Consider the following 16,445-nt stretch of genomic DNA (forward strand, 5'->3'; position numbering starts at 1 on the left):
AATTGCGCTCGTTCATTATTTCTTGCGGCGACGGATGATGAATTTATCCGATTTGTTTTTCTTTTTGCGTGTTTTGTATCCAAGCGTCGGTTTGCCCCATGGCGTCATCGGCGATTTGCGTCCGATTGGCGCTTTCCCTTCACCACCGCCGTGCGGATGGTCAACCGGGTTCATAACCGAACCGCGAACTGTCGGGCGAATCCCCAACCAGCGGGCGCGTCCTGCTTTCCCGATGTTGACAAGTTCGTGTTGCTCGTTGCCGACTTCACCAACCGTTGCACGGCATTTGCCTAAAATCATGCGCACTTCGCCGGAAGCCAAACGAACGATGACGTATTTTCCTTCTTTCCCGAGCACTTGCGCCGACGTACCAGCTGCACGCACCAATTGTCCGCCGCGGCCCGGTTTCAGCTCAATATTGTGGACGAGCGTACCGACTGGGATGTTCTCAAGCGGAAGCGCATTGCCGATTTTAATGTCCGCATCCGGACCGGACATGATTTCCATGCCGACTTTCAAGTTTTTCGGCGCGATAATGTAGCGTTTTTCACCGTCTGCATAGTTGATGAGCGCGATATTGGCAGAACGGTTCGGATCGTATTCAATCGTAGCAACGCGTCCTGGAATTCCGTCTTTGTCGCGTTTAAAGTCGATAATCCGATATTGGCGTTTATGGCCGCCGCCTTGATGGCGCACCGTAATTTTCCCTTGATTGTTGCGGCCCGCCTTTTTCTTTAACGGAGCAAGCAGCGATTTTTCCGGCTGATCCGTCGTAATTTCCGAGAAATCAAGCACCGTCATGCCGCGACGGCCGTTCGATGTCGGTTTGTACTTCTTGATCGCCATCGGAATGTCCCTCCTTCATCGTTTATGTTACACTTCAAACAGTTCGATCTCTTTGCTGTCCGGCGTCAGCGTGACGATCGCTTTGCGGCGGCGGTTCGTATAGCCGCTGTAGCGGCCGACGCGTTTAAATTTCCCTTTATAGTTCATGATGTTCACTTTGGCTACTTTAACGCCAAAAATTTTCTCGACGGCGTCTTTCACTTCCGTCTTGTTCGCTTTGACGTCGACCTCAAACGTATATTTTTTTTGCCCGATCAAATTCATTGTATTTTCCGTGATGATGGGGCGCTTAATAATGTCGCGGGGGTCTTTCATTATGCAAGCACCTCCTCTACTTTCTCCACGGCCGCCTTCGTAATGACGAGTTTGTCATGGTTGAGCACATCGAGCACATTGATGCCGTTGGCTGCCACCACTTTGACGCCTGGAATGTTGCGCGCCGACAGATATACATTCTCATTCAGCTCGTCGGTCACAATGAGTGCTTTCCGATCCACTGAGAGATTGTTTAAAATTTTGACCATTTCCTTCGTCTTCGGTGCTTCAAGCGATAATTGATCCAATACAACGATGTCGTTTTCGAGCACTTTCGAAGACAATGCCGATTTGATCGCTAAACGGCGAACTTTTTTCGGAAGTTTGTAGCTGTAGCTGCGCGGAACTGGACCAAAGACCGTACCGCCGCCGCGCCATTGCGGAGCGCGAATCGAACCTTGACGGGCGCGTCCTGTCCCTTTTTGGCGCCATGGCTTGCGGCCGCCGCCGCTCACTTCAGCGCGGTTTTTCGTTTTATGCGTTCCTTGACGCATCGAGGCGCGTTGCATAATCACTGCTTCAAACAACACATGCTTATTCGGTTCAATCCCAAAAACGGCGTCGTTCAACTCGATTTCGCCGACCGTCTGACCGTTTTGGTTGTATAATGCTACTTTTGGCATTACGTAGTTCCTCCTTTCTTGGCCGGATGTTATTTCGCCTTCTTCGCCGCTTTCACGGCGCTTTTGACGATGACTAAGCCTTTTCTCGGGCCCGGCACATTGCCTTTAATGAGCAGCAAGTTGCGCTCCGGATCCACTTTCACGATTTTCAAGTTTTGGATCGTCACGCGCTCACCGCCCATGCGGCCCGGCAAGTTTTTCGTTTTGAAAACGCGGTTTGGCGCGATGGACCCCATCGAACCCGGACGGCGATGATAACGGGAACCGTGAGCCATTGGTCCGCGTGATTGACCGTGGCGTTTGATCGCCCCTTGGAAACCTTTCCCTTTCGAAATGCCCGTGACATCGACAATTTCGCCTTCGCTGAAAATGTCAACTTTCACTTCTTGGCCAACTTCATATTCATCGATGTTGGCGCCGCGGATTTCACGAATGAAGCGCTTAGGTGCCGTGTTAGCTTTGGCAGCATGGCCAATTTGCGGTTTATTGGCGCGTTTTTCGCTAATATCTTCAAAACCTAATTGGATCGCTTCGTAACCGTCGTTTTCGATCGTTTTCTTTTGCAGGACGACGTTCGGCGTCGCATGGATGACGGTTACCGGAATCAAATCGCCATTTTCCGCAAATATTTGCGTCATACCGATCTTTCTTCCTAAGATTCCTTTCGTCATGTGTCACACCTCCCAGTCGATCAAAGTTTAATTTCAATATCAACGCCCGACGGCAAATCGAGACGCATTAACGAATCAACCGTTTGCGGAGTCGGGTTGATGATGTCGATCAAACGTTTATGCGTCCGCATTTCGAATTGTTCACGGGAGTCTTTGTACTTATGAACGGCGCGCAAGATCGTATACACCGTTCTTTCCGTCGGCAGCGGGATCGGCCCCGACACTTTTGCCCCAGAACGTTTTGCGGTTTCCACAATTTTCTCCGCCGATTGGTCTAAAATTCGATGATCGTAAGCTTTTAAACGAATGCGAATTTTTTCTTTTGCCATTTGGTTTCCCTCCTTCTTCGCCTATTTTGAAAATAGACTTCTCCACGGAAATTTCCTGCACACCGCCGTGGCAAAGCGGCCGGGTGTGTCAGCAACCTTCCGCTTCATCGCAGTCAAAGACCAACATTTGATATTATACTGGTATGTAAGCAAGATTGCAAGTGATTTCTTTGCTTTTCCCACACTTCTTCTATTATACATAGCTGCCATCCCGTTTTCAACACAGCCGCCAATCTGACGGTCAAGATGGCATCAAAAAAAGGATGTCCATTGCTGGACACCCTTTTTTGCCGTGATTACTCGATGATTTCCGATACAGAGCCAGCGCCGACCGTACGGCCGCCTTCGCGGATTGAGAATTTCGTACCTTCTTCGATCGCGATCGGGGCGATCAGTTCCACCGTCATTTCAACGTTGTCGCCAGGCATAACCATTTCGACGCCTTCCGGAAGCGTGATAATGCCCGTTACGTCCGTCGTACGGAAGTAGAATTGCGGACGGTAGTTCGAGAAGAACGGAGTATGGCGTCCGCCTTCTTCTTTCGTCAGGACGTATACTTGCGCTTTGAATTTCGTGTGCGGCGTGATCGAACCAGGTTTCGCCAATACTTGGCCGCGCTCGACTTCATCACGAGATACGCCGCGGAGAAGCGCACCGATGTTGTCGCCAGCTTCCGCTTGATCGAGAAGTTTGCGGAACATTTCTACACCCGTAACGGTCGTCGTTTTCGGCTCATCCGACAAACCGATGATTTCAACCGGGTCGCCAACTTTCAACGTACCGCGTTCAACACGGCCTGTTGCAACCGTACCGCGGCCCGTGATCGAGAAGACGTCCTCGATTGGCATCATGAACGGTTTGTCCACTTCACGTTGCGGCGTCGGGATGTATTCGTCAACCGCATTCATCAGTTCAATGATTTTTTCTTCCCATTGCGGGTCGCCTTCAAGCGCTTTTAATGCCGAACCTTTGATGACCGGCACTTCATCGCCTGGGAAGTCGTATTCAGAGAGAAGATCGCGAACTTCCATTTCAACAAGTTCAAGCAATTCTTCGTCGTCCACCATGTCGCATTTGTTCAAGAATACAACGATGTACGGAACACCGACTTGGCGGGAGAGAAGAATGTGTTCGCGCGTTTGCGGCATCGGACCGTCAGCCGCCGAGACAACAAGGATCGCGCCGTCCATTTGCGCCGCACCCGTGATCATGTTTTTGACGTAGTCAGCATGGCCCGGGCAGTCAACGTGCGCATAGTGGCGAGCATCTGTTTCATACTCGACGTGCGCCGTCGAAATCGTAATCCCGCGTTCACGCTCTTCCGGAGCAGCGTCGATTTGGTCGTACGCTTTTGCTTCGGCTTTCCCTTGTTTCGCCAAAACCGTCGTGATCGCAGCTGTCAACGTCGTTTTCCCGTGGTCAACGTGGCCGATCGTGCCAATGTTGACGTGCGGTTTCGTGCGCTCAAATTTCGCTTTAGCCATGAGAGATATCCTCCTTAAAAGTAAGATATGAATTTATATGGTTGGGTAAGTATAGGATGCTTGGGAACAAAATGTTCCCAAGTCTTACTTACATAAGTATTTATAGCGAAACTAGCAAGAGAAATCAATTATTCGCCTTTATTTTTTTTGATAATTTCATCGGCGATGTTTTTCGGAACTTCTTCATAGTGGTCAAACACCATCGAGAACGTTCCGCGTCCTTGCGTGTTCGAACGGAGCGATGTCGCATAACCGAACATTTCAGCCAACGGCACCATCGCCCGGACGACTTGGGCGTTGCCGCGCGCTTCCATCCCCTCGATGCGGCCGCGACGGGACGTGATGTCGCCCATGATGTCACCGAGGTACTCTTCAGGGATGACGACTTCGACTTTCATGATCGGTTCCAAAAGAACCGGATCGCACTTCGTCGCGGCGTTTTTCAATGCCAGGGAAGCAGCGATTTTGAATGCCATTTCGCTCGAGTCGACATCGTGGTACGATCCGTCAAACAGTTTCGCTTTAATGTCGACAACCGGATAGCCGGCTAAGACGCCGTTTTGCATCGCTTCTTCCAATCCAGCTTGGACGGCCGGCACATACTCTTTCGGAACAACCCCACCGACGATGGCGTTCTCGAATTCGAAGCCTTTGCCGCGCTCGTTCGGCGAGAATTCGATCCAAACGTGGCCGTATTGACCGCGGCCGCCGGATTGACGGATGAATTTGCCTTCGACTTGCGCCGATTTGCGGAACGTTTCGCGGTAGGCAACTTGCGGCGCCCCGACGTTCGCTTCGACTTTGAACTCGCGGCGCATCCGGTCGACGATGATGTCAAGATGCAACTCGCCCATTCCGGAGATGATTGTTTGTCCCGTTTCCGGGTCGGTGTGAGCGCGGAAAGTCGGGTCTTCTTCTTGCAATTTTTGCAGCGCTTGGCTCATTTTGTCTTGATCGGCTTTCGACTTCGGCTCGATTGCCACCGAAATGACCGGTTCTGGGAATTGCATCGACTCTAAAATGACAGGATGCTTCTCATCACATAGAGTATCACCGGTCGTCGTATCTTTTAAACCTACCGCTGCGGCAATATCACCGGCATAGACTTTCGAAATTTCTTGACGGTGGTTCGCGTGCATTTGCAACAAGCGGCCGATCCGTTCGCGCTTCCCTTTGGTCGTGTTCATCACATATGAACCGGAATCAAGCGTTCCAGAGTAGACGCGAATAAACGTCAATTTCCCGACATACGGGTCAGTCATGATTTTAAATGCCAAAGCGGCAAACGGAGCGTCATCGCTTGCTTCACGTGTCACTTCTTCTTCGGTATCCGGAACGACGCCGCGAATCGCCGGGATGTCAACCGGAGACGGCAAGTAGTCGACAACGCCGTCAAGAAGCAGCTGAACACCTTTGTTTTTGAATGCCGAACCGCAGAAGACCGGGAAGAATTCAACGCTGATCGTCGCTTTGCGGATCGCGGCCTTCAGCTCTTCCGTCGTGATTTCTTCCCCTTCCAAATATTTCATCATTAATTCTTCGTCCAGCTCAGCGACCGCCTCAATCAGCTTGTTATGGTACTCTTCTGCCATATCGCGGTATTCTTCCGGAATGTCAATGCGCTCAATGTTTTTGCCAAGCTCATCATGGTAATGGTACGCGCACATTTCAACCAAGTCGATAATGCCGGAGAATTGATCTTCAGCGCCGATCGGCAGTTGCACCGGATGGGCATTTGCTTGCAGGCGGTCATGGAGCGTTTTCACCGAATACAAGAAATCGGCGCCAATTTTATCCATTTTGTTGACGAACACGATCCGTGGGACGCCATATGTCGTCGCTTGGCGCCAAACGGTTTCCGTTTGCGGTTCAACACCCGATTGCGCGTCTAAGACTGTGATGGCCCCGTCCAATACGCGCAACGAACGCTCAACCTCGACCGTAAAGTCGACGTGCCCCGGCGTGTCGATGATGTTGATGCGATGGCCTTTCCATTGCGCCGTTGTCGCCGCCGACGTGATCGTAATTCCGCGCTCTTGTTCTTGTTCCATCCAGTCCATCGTTGCCGCACCTTCATGCACTTCCCCGATTTTATGAACGCGGCCGGTATAGAACAAGATCCGTTCAGTCGTCGTCGTTTTCCCGGCGTCAATGTGCGCCATGATCCCTATGTTGCGAGTGTTTTCTAAGGAGAACTCTCTTGCCATAGTGGTTATTTTCTCCTTCCTTCAAATATGAAATATAAGTAGATGGCGCCGCCATCGATGGCGCAATCCCCTTGTCTTTGAAGTTGTCCCACGCGCGACCGGAAAGGCCGCAATATATAGGAAGATAGGTGAATAGGCAACCGCAGTGCCTCCTCACCTATTTCCTTTAGGCGACGCTCCTTACCAGCGGTAATGGGCGAACGCGCGGTTCGCTTCAGCCATTTTATGTGTATCTTCGCGTTTTTTCACCGCTGCACCCGTGTTGTTGGCAGCGTCCATAATTTCATTTGCCAAGCGCTCTTCCATCGTTTTTTCGTTGCGAAGACGTGCATATTGCACGAGCCAGCGCAAACCGAGAGAAACGCGGCGGTCCGGACGAACCTCGACCGGAACTTGGTAGTTCGCCCCACCAACGCGGCGAGCGCGCACTTCCAACACCGGCATAACGTTTTTCAACGCTTGCTCAAACACTTCCATTGGATCTTTACCCGTGCGCTCACGGATAATATCAAACGCGGTGTAAAGAATTTTTTGCGCTTTTGATTTTTTGCCGTCGATCATAATTTTATTGATCAAACGGGTAACAAGCTTCGAATTGTAAATTGGATCTGGCAGTACGTCACGTTTAGCAACAGGGCCTCTACGTGGCATAGTGTTTCCTCCCTTCAGGAAAACATTCTCTTCATTTCATTATTTTTTCGCTGCTTTTGGTTTTTTCGCGCCGTATTTCGAACGACCTTGCATCCGGTTCGCTACGCCTGCAGCATCCAGCGCCCCACGGATGATATGGTAGCGTACCCCCGGCAAGTCTTTGACACGTCCGCCGCGGATGAGCACAACGCTGTGTTCTTGCAAGTTATGGCCGATCCCCGGAATGTACGCCGTAACTTCAATCCCATTTGTCAAGCGGACACGGGCGTATTTCCGCAACGCCGAGTTCGGTTTTTTCGGCGTCATCGTGCCGACACGCGTGCAAACGCCGCGTTTTTGCGGAGACGACACATTCGTTTGCTCTTTTTTGAAGCTGTTATACCCTTTGTTCAACGCAGGGGATTTCGATTTAACGACTTTTTTCTCGCGTCCTTTGCGGACCAATTGGTTGATTGTAGGCATGAAAAGATCCTCCTTTCGCATGCATCGTTTAAGCCCACATATCCAGGTGGTTCATCGTTTATGCAAATAAAGGTTTTAGGGGAGAAAGGCAAAACGTTACCGAAGGATCGCCACCGCGGCCGCACCGACTTGGATTTTGCACGCCTTGCCAAGCTTTTTCATCGAATCGACTTTTGTGACCGGCACGTTTGCCTCATTGGCGGCGGCGGTCACTTTTTCGATGATCGGCAAGTCGGCATCCTCCGCCACGATCACTTCCGCTGCTTTCCCTTCCTTTAAAGCCCTTATCGTTTGTTTGGTTCCAATGACAATTTTTCCAGCCTGTAATACTTTTTCATAAGACATGTAACATATCCTCCAAAGTACCAGGTTGTTGGAACACCTTTATTAGACTACCATTTTCTTTGTCGATTGTCAACTGGATTTTTAATTAGATGATGGCCGGCCAAGGAGCGTCTTAGCCGGCCACTTGGTTCGCGTTATTTGGAAGACACCGTGTCGCTAGCCGTTTCCTTTTTGACGGCCGGCTTCACTTTCCGGTAGCGGGCCATACCGGTTCCAGCCGGGACGAGTTTGCCGATAATGACGTTTTCCTTCAAGCCAAGCAGTTCATCACGTTTTCCTTTGATGGCCGCATCCGTCAAGACGCGCGTCGTTTCTTGGAACGAAGCAGCCGACAAGAACGAATCCGTCTCAAGCGACGCTTTCGTGATGCCGAGCAACACCTGGCGGGCCGTCGCCGGCCGTTTCCCTTCGCGAAGAGCTTTGGCGTTGACATCCGTAAACTGGTGGACATCCAACAGCGTGCCCGGCAGCACATCGGTGTCGCCGGCATCGATGACGCGCACTTTGCGCAGCATTTGCCGCACCATGACCTCGATATGCTTATCGCTGATTTCCACCCCTTGCATCCGGTACACTTTTTGCACTTCACGAAGCAAGTACTCTTGAACGGATGTAATATCGCGCACGCGCAACAACTGTTTCGGGTCGACCGAGCCTTCTGTCAGCTCTTGGCCGCGTTCGACGCGCTGACCTTCTTCGACTTTCAGCCGCGCGTTGTACGGCGCTACATACGTACGCGTTTCGACCTCGCTTTGCACGACGATTTCATATTGGTTGTCGCGCGTTTCATTAATCGAAATAACCGTGCCGTCGATTTCAGAAATGACCGCTTGCCCTTTCGGGTTGCGCGCTTCAAACAGCTCTTGCACCCGCGGCAAACCTTGAGTGATATCGTCGCCGGCGACGCCGCCTGTATGGAACGTCCGCATTGTCAGCTGCGTGCCCGGCTCGCCGATCGACTGAGCGGCGATAATGCCGACGGCTTCGCCAACTTCGACGTCCATGCCGGTCGCCATGTTGCGGCCGTAACATTTTTTGCAGACGCCATGGCGCGTGTTGCAGGCGAATACGGAGCGAATCCATACTTCCGTAATGCCGGCTTTAATGATCTCATTGGCGATATCTTCGGTGATCATCTCGTCTTTGCGGACGATCACTTCGCCCGTTTCCGGATGGCGCACCGTTTTGTGCGCATAGCGACCGACAAGCCGCTCTTCAAGCTTGACGACAACTTCCGTGCCATCCGTCAGCGCCCGCGCCAAAATGCCGCGGTCGGTGCCGCAATCTTCTTCGCGGACGATGACGTCTTGGGCCACGTCGACAAGGCGGCGCGTGAGATAGCCTGAGTCGGCCGTTTTGAGCGCCGTATCCGCCAATCCTTTTCGCGCGCCGTGCGTCGAGATAAAGTATTCCAACACCGTCAAGCCTTCGCGGAACGACGACTTGATCGGCAGCTCAATGATCCGGCCGGCCGGGTTGGCCATCAAACCGCGCATCCCCGCAAGCTGCGTAAAGTTCGACGCGTTCCCGCGCGCTCCGGAATCGCTCATCATAAAGATCGGGTTGCGTTTATCAAGCGACTTCATCAACCGGTCTTGAATTTTGTCTTTCGCCGCGCTCCAGATGGAGATGACGCGCTCGTACCGCTCTTCGTCGGTAATCAACCCGCGGCGGAACTGCTTCAAAACCGTATCAACTTTCGCTTGCGCTTCATCCAAAATTTCTTGTTTTTCCGGCAGGACGACGATATCGGCCACGCCGATCGTGATGCCGGCCTTCGTCGAATATTGGAAGCCAAGGTCTTTCATGCGGTCGAGCATCTTCGATGTTTCGGTGATTTTGAACCGTTTGAACACTTCAGCGATAATTTGCCCGAGCACTTTTTTCTTAAACGGCGGCACGAGTTCGCGCTTGCGAATTTCTTCGCGCACGTTGACCCCTTTGTCAAGGAAGTACTTGTCCGGCGTCCGCCCTTCAATGTTTTCCGTCGTCGGCTCGTTGATGTACGGGAACGAATTCGGCAAAATTTCGTTGAAAATGAGCTTGCCGACGGTCGTTAAGAGCAACTTGTTGTTTTGCTCTTCGGTAAACGTTTCGTTTTTCAGCGAACCGGCATGAATGGCAATGCGCGAATGGAGATGGACGTAGCCGTTATGGTAAGCAAGCAGCGCCTCGTCCGTGTCTTTGAACACCATGCCTTCGCCGATGGCTCCCTCGCGCTCCATCGTCAAGTAGTAGTTGCCCAACACCATGTCTTGTGATGGTGTCACGACCGGCTTCCCATCTTTCGGGTTCAAAATGTTTTGCGCCGCCAACATCAACAAGCGCGCTTCGGCTTGCGCCTCAGCTGACAGCGGCACGTGCACCGCCATTTGGTCGCCGTCAAAGTCAGCGTTGTACGCCGTGCAAACAAGCGGATGAAGACGGATCGCCCGCCCTTCCACAAGCGTTGGTTCAAACGCCTGAATGCCGAGACGGTGCAACGTCGGGGCGCGGTTTAACAGCACCGGATGTTCTTTAATGACATCTTCCAGCACATCCCATACTTCCGGATGGACGCGCTCGATTTTCCGTTTCGCGCTTTTAATGTTGTGCGCCAAGCCCCGCTCGACAAGCTCCTTCATAACAAACGGCTTGAACAACTCTAGCGCCATTTCTTTCGGTAAGCCGCATTGGTACATTTTCAAGTTCGGGCCGACGACGATGACGGAACGGCCGGAATAGTCCACGCGCTTGCCGAGCAAGTTTTGCCGGAAGCGGCCTTGCTTCCCTTTCAGCATATGAGAAAGCGATTTTAACGGACGGTTCCCCGGACCGGTCACCGGACGGCCGCGGCGGCCGTTATCGATCAAAGCATCAACCGCCTCTTGCAGCATCCGCTTCTCATTTTGGACGATAATGTTCGGCGCACCGAGATCAAGCAGCCGTTTCAGCCGGTTGTTGCGGTTGATGACGCGGCGGTACAAATCGTTCAAATCCGATGTTGCAAACCGCCCGCCGTCAAGCTGAACCATTGGACGCAACTCCGGCGGAATGACCGGCAGTACATCAAGCACCATCCATGCCGGATCGTTCCCTGAACTGCGGAACGCTTCAAGCACTTCAAGCCGCTTAATGATGCGGGCGCGCCGTTGCCCTTGCGCTGTTTTCAGCTCTTCTTTCAGCGCGGCCACCTCTTTATCCAAATCAATGTCTTGGAGCAGCTTTTTGATCGCCTCCGCCCCCATCGACGCTTGGAACGATTGACCGTACTTCTCGCGATAGGCGCGGTATTCCTTTTCCGACAACAGCTGCTTTTTCTCAAGCGGCGTATCACCCGGGTCGGTGACGACATAGGATGCAAAATAAATGACCTCTTCGAGCGCCCGCGGCGACATGTCAAGAACCAATCCCATCCGGCTCGGGATGCCTTTGAAATACCAGATGTGCGAAACCGGGGCAGCGAGCTCAATATGGCCCATCCGTTCGCGGCGGACTTTCGAGCGCGTCACTTCGACGCCGCAGCGGTCGCAGACGACGCCTTTGTAGCGAACGCGTTTATATTTGCCGCAATGGCATTCCCAGTCTTTCGTCGGACCGAAAATGCGCTCGCAAAACAAGCCGTCTTTTTCCGGCTTTAACGTCCGATAGTTGATTGTCTCCGGCTTTTTGACTTCGCCATACGACCAAGAACGAATTCTCTCCGGGGAAGCGAGCCCAATTTTCATGTACTCAAACTTATTGACATCTAGCAAGGGGTATACCTCCCTTTTTGATCCGTCGGTTTTCCGTTCGCTCAAGCGGCCAATGGCGGGGAACAACTCCCCGCCTGGCCGTTATGGCCGGTTTATTCTTTCGTCACCGCATCTTTCTCTTCGCCGGCTTCTTCCCGTTCGGCCGGTTTGACGTCCACCATGATGGCATCCGGTGCATGGTCATCATCATCATCAAAGTTTTCCATGTTCACTTCTTGTTCATCGCTCGTCAAAATCGTGACGTCCATGCCCAAGCTTTGCAGCTCTTTGATCAACACTTTAAACGACTCCGGCACACCCGGCTCCGGAATGTTTTCCCCTTTGACGATCGCCTCGTACGTTTTGACACGGCCGACGACATCGTCGGACTTGACGGTCAAAATTTCTTGCAGCGTGTATGCCGCCCCATACGCCTCAAGCGCCCATACTTCCATCTCACCAAAGCGCTGGCCGCCGAACTGCGCCTTGCCGCCGAGCGGCTGTTGAGTGACGAGTGAGTACGGGCCGGTGGAACGGGCATGAAGCTTGTCGTCGACCATGTGGGCGAGCTTGATCATGTACATGATCCCAACCGACACGCGGTTATCAAACGGTTCACCCGTCCGTCCGTCATACAGCACCGTTTTGGCATCGCGCGCCATGCCGGCTTCTTCAAGAATGTTCCAAACATCTTCCTCCGTCGCTCCGTCAAAGACTGGGGAAGCGATATGCAAGCCAAGTTTTTTCGCCGCCATGCCAAGGTGCAGCTCAAATACTTGCCCGATGTTCATCCGCGACGGAACGCCGAGTGGGTTTAACATGATGTCAATCGGCGTGCCATCCGGCAAGAAGGGCATATCTTCCTCCGGCAAAATGCGGGAAATAACCCCTTTGTTTCCGTGGCGGCCTGCCATTTTGTCGCCCTCGGAAATTTTCCGCTTTTGCACAATATAGACGCGCACCAGTTGATTGACACCCGGCGGAAGCTCGTCGCCGTCTTCGCGGTTGAACACTTTCACGTCAAGGACGATACCGCCGCCGCCGTGCGGGACGCGCAACGACGTATCACGCACCTCGCGCGCTTTTTCGCCGAAGATCGCGTGCAAAAGCCGCTCTTCCGCCGTCAGCTCGGTCATTCCTTTTGGCGTCACTTTGCCGACGAGCAAGTCGCCGTCTTTGACTTCTGCGCCGATGCGGACGATGCCGCGTTCATCCAAGTTTTTCAGCGCATCCTCGCCGACGTTTGGAATGTCGCGCGTAATTTCTTCCGGACCGAGTTTCGTATCGCGCGATTCGGCTTCATACTCTTCAATATGAATTGATGTATACACGTCTTCTTTGACGAGCCGTTCGCTCATGATGATCGCGTCTTCGTAGTTGTAACCGTCCCATGTCATAAAAGCGACAAGCACATTGCGGCCAAGCGCCAATTCGCCCTTATCCATCGACGGGCCATCGGCCAAAATTTCGCCCTTCTCAACGATATCGCCTTTTTTCACGATCGGCCGCTGGTTGTAGCACGTGCCTTGGTTCGAACGAACGAATTTCAGCAACCGATATTTATCTAGATCACCCTTGACTTCTTTGCCGTCCACTTCAATCAGCCGACGCACCCAAATTTCCTTTGCTTCGACGCGCTCGACGATGCCGCGGTGCTTGCAAATGACCGCTGCGCCCGAGTCTTTCGCCGAAACATACTCCATCCCCGTGCCAACGATCGGCGCTTCGGGTTCCAACAGCGGCACGGCTTGCCGCTGCATGTTCGCTCCCATCAGCGCGCGGTTCGAGTCGTCGTTTTCCAAAAATGGGATGCACGCCGTCGCTGCCGAGACGACTTGCTTCGGCGAAACGTCCATGTAGTCGACGCGATCGCGCTTGACGACGATGTTCTCGCCGCGGAAACGGGCGACAACGTTTTCTTCAAGGAACGTGCCGTCCTCCGCAAGCGGTACGTTCGCCTGCGCTACAACGTAATTGTCCTCTTCATCGGCTGTCAAATAATCGATTTGGTCCGTCACCCGTCCTGTTTCCGGATCGACGCGCCGGTATGGCGTTTCAATAAAGCCGAACTTGTTCACTTTCGCGTAAGTGGACAGCGAGTTGATGAGTCCGATGTTCGGACCTTCCGGCGTTTCAATCGGACACATCCGCCCGTAGTGCGAATAGTGAACGTCGCGCACCTCAAACCCAGCGCGCTCACGTGTCAATCCGCCAGGGCCAAGCGCGGACAGACGCCGCTTGTGCGTCAGTTCGGCCAATGGGTTCGTTTGATCCATGAACTGTGACAGCTGCGAGCTGCCGAAAAACTCTTTGATCGCCGCGATCACTGGGCGGATGTTGATCAGCTGCTGCGGCGTAATCGTGTTCGTATCTTGGATCGACATGCGCTCGCGCACGACGCGCTCCATGCGCGACAGGCCGATGCGGAATTGGTTTTGCAATAGTTCGCCGACCGAACGGAGACGGCGGTTGCCTAAATGGTCGATGTCATCCGTATCGCCGACGCCGTGGAGCAAGTTGAAGAAATAGCTGATCGACGCAATGATGTCAGCCGGTGTAATATGTTTGACATCCTCGGCGATGAAGCCGTTGCCGATGACGTTGATCACTTTTTCGCCATCCGGGTCATTCGGGGCATAAATTTTGATCGTTTGCACCGAAATGTCCCCGTCCACCACCCCTTCGGCCGGGCGGTATGTCTGTAAGCCGACCCCTTTTTCCAAATACGGGAGCAGGCGATTCAGCGTTCGGCGGTCGATCATCGCTCCAGCTTCGGCGATGACTTCCTTGGTTTCGGGATCAATGATCGTTTCCGCGAGCCGCTGATTGAACAGGCGGTTTTTAATATGAAGTTTTTTATTGATTTTATAACGGCCTACGCTCGCCAAGTCATAGCGCTTCGGATCAAAAAAGCGCGACGCCAGCAAATTTTTCGCATTCTCAAGCGTCGGCGGCTCTCCCGGACGAAGACGCTCGTAAATTTCAATCAACGCTTTTTCCGTGCTGTCGGTATTATCTTTTTCAAGCGTATTGCGCAAGTATTCGTTGTCGCCGAGCAGATCGATGATTTCTTGGTCGGAGCTGAACCCAAGCGCACGGAGAAGCACCGTAACGGGCAGTTTACGGGTGCGGTCGATGCGAACGTAAACGACGTCTTTCGCATCGGTTTCATATTCAAGCCATGCGCCGCGGTTCGGAATCACTGTCGCCGAGTAGCCGCGTTTGCCGTTTTTATCAACTTTGTCGCTGTAATAGACGCTTGGGGAACGGACGAGCTGGGAAACAATGACGCGTTCCGCCCCATTGATAATAAACGTTCCGGTTTCCGTCATGAGCGGAAAATCGCCCATAAACACGTCTTGTTCTTTCACTTCGCCCGTTTCTTTATTAATCAAGCGAACTTTGACGCGAAGCGGCGCCGCATATGTAACGTCGCGTTCTTTCGCCTCTTCGACCGTATATTTCGGTTCTCCTAAACTATAGTCGATAAATTCAAGCGAGAGATTGCCGGAAAAGTCTTCAATCGGGGAAATTTCCCTAAACATTTCCCGCAGCCCTTCATCGAGAAACCATTGGTAGGAGGACGTTTGAATTTCGATCAAGTTCGGCAATTCCAGCACTTCGCTGATGCGTGCATAGCTTCTGCGTTGGCGGTGTCGCCCGTATTGAACTAGTCGGCCTGTCAAGAGTGATTCACCCCTCAAATGTAGACATTAGTGAAAACCGGAACCGGAACAGCTCCATCATCCGCTCTGCTCAGCAATCAATGCCTTCAAGGCGGACTGGCCGCTCCGTCATTCCGGGGCAAAGCACTAGGCATGCATGCGGCCGGCCCCCGCCATCCGGGCGGAAACGGCTTCGTTGCGTGCACCGCCGTTTCATTTAGGGGATTTAACACGCTCCCGGCGCGAGGAAACCAGGCGTTGAGTTGAATGGAGAAAAAAAGAAAATGGTTTCTATTCCAATAGAAAACCATATGGTTCGTTGTTTATTGATTTTATCATTGTTTCCATTGCGTCCAAAATTATACGTCATCCCCTCTGCACGGGAAATGTGCATATTTAGCATTTTATAATGCTACCACAATAAAAAAACGGTGTCAACATTTTTTCGCCTTTATGATATAATATCCTTTTTTCTTCGCGACGACTTCTACAGCAGGAAAGCATTCGTTCAGCTTTTGCAAGGCCGATGGGGCGCCTTGCTTTTTTTGAATGACGACCCATAGCTCGCCATGATCGAGCAGATGATCGCGGCTTTGTTCAAAAATCGCGTAAACGACCCGTTTGCCAGCCCGGATCGGCGGATTGGTGACGACCGCTGCAAATCGCTGTTCTCCGACTTCCGAAAAAAGATCGCTTTTGTAAATCACCGCATTGCCAATCCCGTTTGCCTGCTTGTTTTCCTGCGCCAGTTCGAGCGCCCGCTCGTTGACATCAATCATGTGAACGCGCCGGTTTGGAAACGATTTGGCCAAGGCAAGCCCGATCGGCCCATATCCGCAGCCGACATCCAACAAATCCCCAGCCACTCCCGGTTCCTCGAACGTTTCAATTAACAGGCGTGTGCCAAAGTCGACTTCGCGCTTTGAAAACACTCCGCTGTCGGTCGTAAAGCGGAATTCATGCCCCCGCAACACGTACGTCCACGTTTGCGGGTTTCGCTCCGACGTCGGATTGACTGAGTAATAATGCTCGCTCATCATCATCCCCTCCTCCTTGTCGACAGGCTGCACTGCCTTCCGTTATATAGTGTAACAAAAAAGAGGCCGTCCCTTGCTTCGGGCAAGCCTCTTTTTT

13 protein-coding genes are annotated in these 16,445 nt (G+C 52.5%); all 13 read right to left on the reverse strand.

Annotated features, from left to right (window positions below):
* Nucleotides 1-15 precede the first annotated feature (15 nt).
* The 13 genes from rplB to CD000_RS15040 all read right to left on the reverse strand — a co-directional run bounded on the left by rplB (nucleotide 16) and on the right by CD000_RS15040 (nucleotide 16,348).
* On the reverse strand, nucleotides 16-846 hold the full coding sequence (rplB, locus tag CD000_RS14975; RefSeq protein WP_011229623.1) for a 50S ribosomal protein L2: 831 nt from the start codon (nucleotides 844-846) through the stop codon (nucleotides 16-18).
* Between the two features lie 27 nt (nucleotides 847-873).
* Nucleotides 874-1,161: a 50S ribosomal protein L23 gene (rplW, locus tag CD000_RS14980; RefSeq protein WP_011229622.1), complete on the reverse strand. Its 288-nt coding sequence runs from the start codon at nucleotides 1,159-1,161 to the stop codon at nucleotides 874-876.
* Nucleotides 1,161-1,784 carry a 50S ribosomal protein L4 gene (gene rplD / locus CD000_RS14985; RefSeq protein ID WP_011229621.1) on the reverse strand — a complete coding sequence of 208 codons (624 nt, stop codon included), beginning with the start codon at nucleotides 1,782-1,784 and terminating at the stop codon, nucleotides 1,161-1,163. The genes rplW and rplD overlap by 1 nt, the downstream gene beginning before the upstream one ends.
* A 29-nt stretch (nucleotides 1,785-1,813) precedes the next feature.
* Entirely contained in the window at nucleotides 1,814-2,455 is a 642-nt protein-coding gene (gene rplC / locus CD000_RS14990; protein ID WP_011229620.1) for a 50S ribosomal protein L3, read from the reverse strand.
* 20 nt (nucleotides 2,456-2,475) lie between these two features.
* Nucleotides 2,476-2,784, reverse strand: coding sequence for a 30S ribosomal protein S10 (gene rpsJ, locus CD000_RS14995; protein ID WP_008881945.1), 309 nt, complete (start codon nucleotides 2,782-2,784; stop codon nucleotides 2,476-2,478).
* Nucleotides 2,785-3,080: 296 nt separating this feature from the next.
* The gene (tuf, locus tag CD000_RS15005; RefSeq protein WP_011229619.1) at nucleotides 3,081-4,268 is read right to left on the reverse strand and encodes an elongation factor Tu; all 1,188 of its coding nucleotides are present in this window, start codon (nucleotides 4,266-4,268) and stop codon (nucleotides 3,081-3,083) included.
* 128 nt (nucleotides 4,269-4,396) lie between these two features.
* Complete coding sequence (gene fusA, locus CD000_RS15010) at nucleotides 4,397-6,475, reverse strand: elongation factor G (protein WP_021322059.1); 2,079 nt, start codon at nucleotides 6,473-6,475, stop codon at nucleotides 4,397-4,399.
* Between the two features lie 180 nt (nucleotides 6,476-6,655).
* The gene (gene rpsG, locus CD000_RS15015) at nucleotides 6,656-7,126 is read right to left on the reverse strand and encodes a 30S ribosomal protein S7 (protein WP_011229617.1); all 471 of its coding nucleotides are present in this window, start codon (nucleotides 7,124-7,126) and stop codon (nucleotides 6,656-6,658) included.
* 39 nt (nucleotides 7,127-7,165) lie between these two features.
* Nucleotides 7,166-7,588 carry a 30S ribosomal protein S12 gene (rpsL, locus tag CD000_RS15020; protein ID WP_011229616.1) on the reverse strand — a complete coding sequence of 141 codons (423 nt, stop codon included), beginning with the start codon at nucleotides 7,586-7,588 and terminating at the stop codon, nucleotides 7,166-7,168.
* Nucleotides 7,589-7,684: 96 nt separating this feature from the next.
* Nucleotides 7,685-7,933, reverse strand: coding sequence for a 50S ribosomal protein L7ae-like protein (locus CD000_RS15025; RefSeq protein WP_011229615.1), 249 nt, complete (start codon nucleotides 7,931-7,933; stop codon nucleotides 7,685-7,687).
* Nucleotides 7,934-8,067: 134 nt separating this feature from the next.
* The gene (gene rpoC, locus CD000_RS15030) at nucleotides 8,068-11,667 is read right to left on the reverse strand and encodes a DNA-directed RNA polymerase subunit beta' (RefSeq protein WP_096225956.1); all 3,600 of its coding nucleotides are present in this window, start codon (nucleotides 11,665-11,667) and stop codon (nucleotides 8,068-8,070) included.
* 92 nt (nucleotides 11,668-11,759) lie between these two features.
* Nucleotides 11,760-15,332, reverse strand: coding sequence for a DNA-directed RNA polymerase subunit beta (gene rpoB / locus CD000_RS15035; protein WP_096225957.1), 3,573 nt, complete (start codon nucleotides 15,330-15,332; stop codon nucleotides 11,760-11,762).
* 413 nt (nucleotides 15,333-15,745) lie between these two features.
* Entirely contained in the window at nucleotides 15,746-16,348 is a 603-nt protein-coding gene (locus tag CD000_RS15040) for a class I SAM-dependent methyltransferase (RefSeq protein ID WP_096226307.1), read from the reverse strand.
* Between the last annotated feature and the right edge of the window lie 97 nt (nucleotides 16,349-16,445).

The sequence above is a fragment of the Geobacillus sp. FJAT-46040 genome (assembly GCF_002335725.1).
GTDB classification, from domain to species: domain Bacteria; phylum Bacillota; class Bacilli; order Bacillales; family Anoxybacillaceae; genus Geobacillus; species Geobacillus thermoleovorans.

Coding starts and splice junctions, on each gene's coding strand:
- fusA (WP_021322059.1), bottom strand. CDS start 6,475: ATGGCAAGAGAGTTCTCCTTAGAAAACACTCGCAACATAGGGATCATG.
- CD000_RS15025 (WP_011229615.1), bottom strand. CDS start 7,933: ATGTCTTATGAAAAAGTATTACAGGCTGGAAAAATTGTCATTGGAACC.
- rplD (WP_011229621.1), bottom strand. CDS start 1,784: ATGCCAAAAGTAGCATTATACAACCAAAACGGTCAGACGGTCGGCGAA.
- rplC (WP_011229620.1), bottom strand. CDS start 2,455: ATGACGAAAGGAATCTTAGGAAGAAAGATCGGTATGACGCAAATATTT.
- rpsG (WP_011229617.1), bottom strand. CDS start 7,126: ATGCCACGTAGAGGCCCTGTTGCTAAACGTGACGTACTGCCAGATCCA.
- rpsJ (WP_008881945.1), bottom strand. CDS start 2,784: ATGGCAAAAGAAAAAATTCGCATTCGTTTAAAAGCTTACGATCATCGA.
- rpsL (WP_011229616.1), bottom strand. CDS start 7,588: ATGCCTACAATCAACCAATTGGTCCGCAAAGGACGCGAGAAAAAAGTC.
- tuf (WP_011229619.1), bottom strand. CDS start 4,268: ATGGCTAAAGCGAAATTTGAGCGCACGAAACCGCACGTCAACATTGGC.
- rplB (WP_011229623.1), bottom strand. CDS start 846: ATGGCGATCAAGAAGTACAAACCGACATCGAACGGCCGTCGCGGCATG.
- CD000_RS15040 (WP_096226307.1), bottom strand. CDS start 16,348: ATGAGCGAGCATTATTACTCAGTCAATCCGACGTCGGAGCGAAACCCG.
- rplW (WP_011229622.1), bottom strand. CDS start 1,161: ATGAAAGACCCCCGCGACATTATTAAGCGCCCCATCATCACGGAAAAT.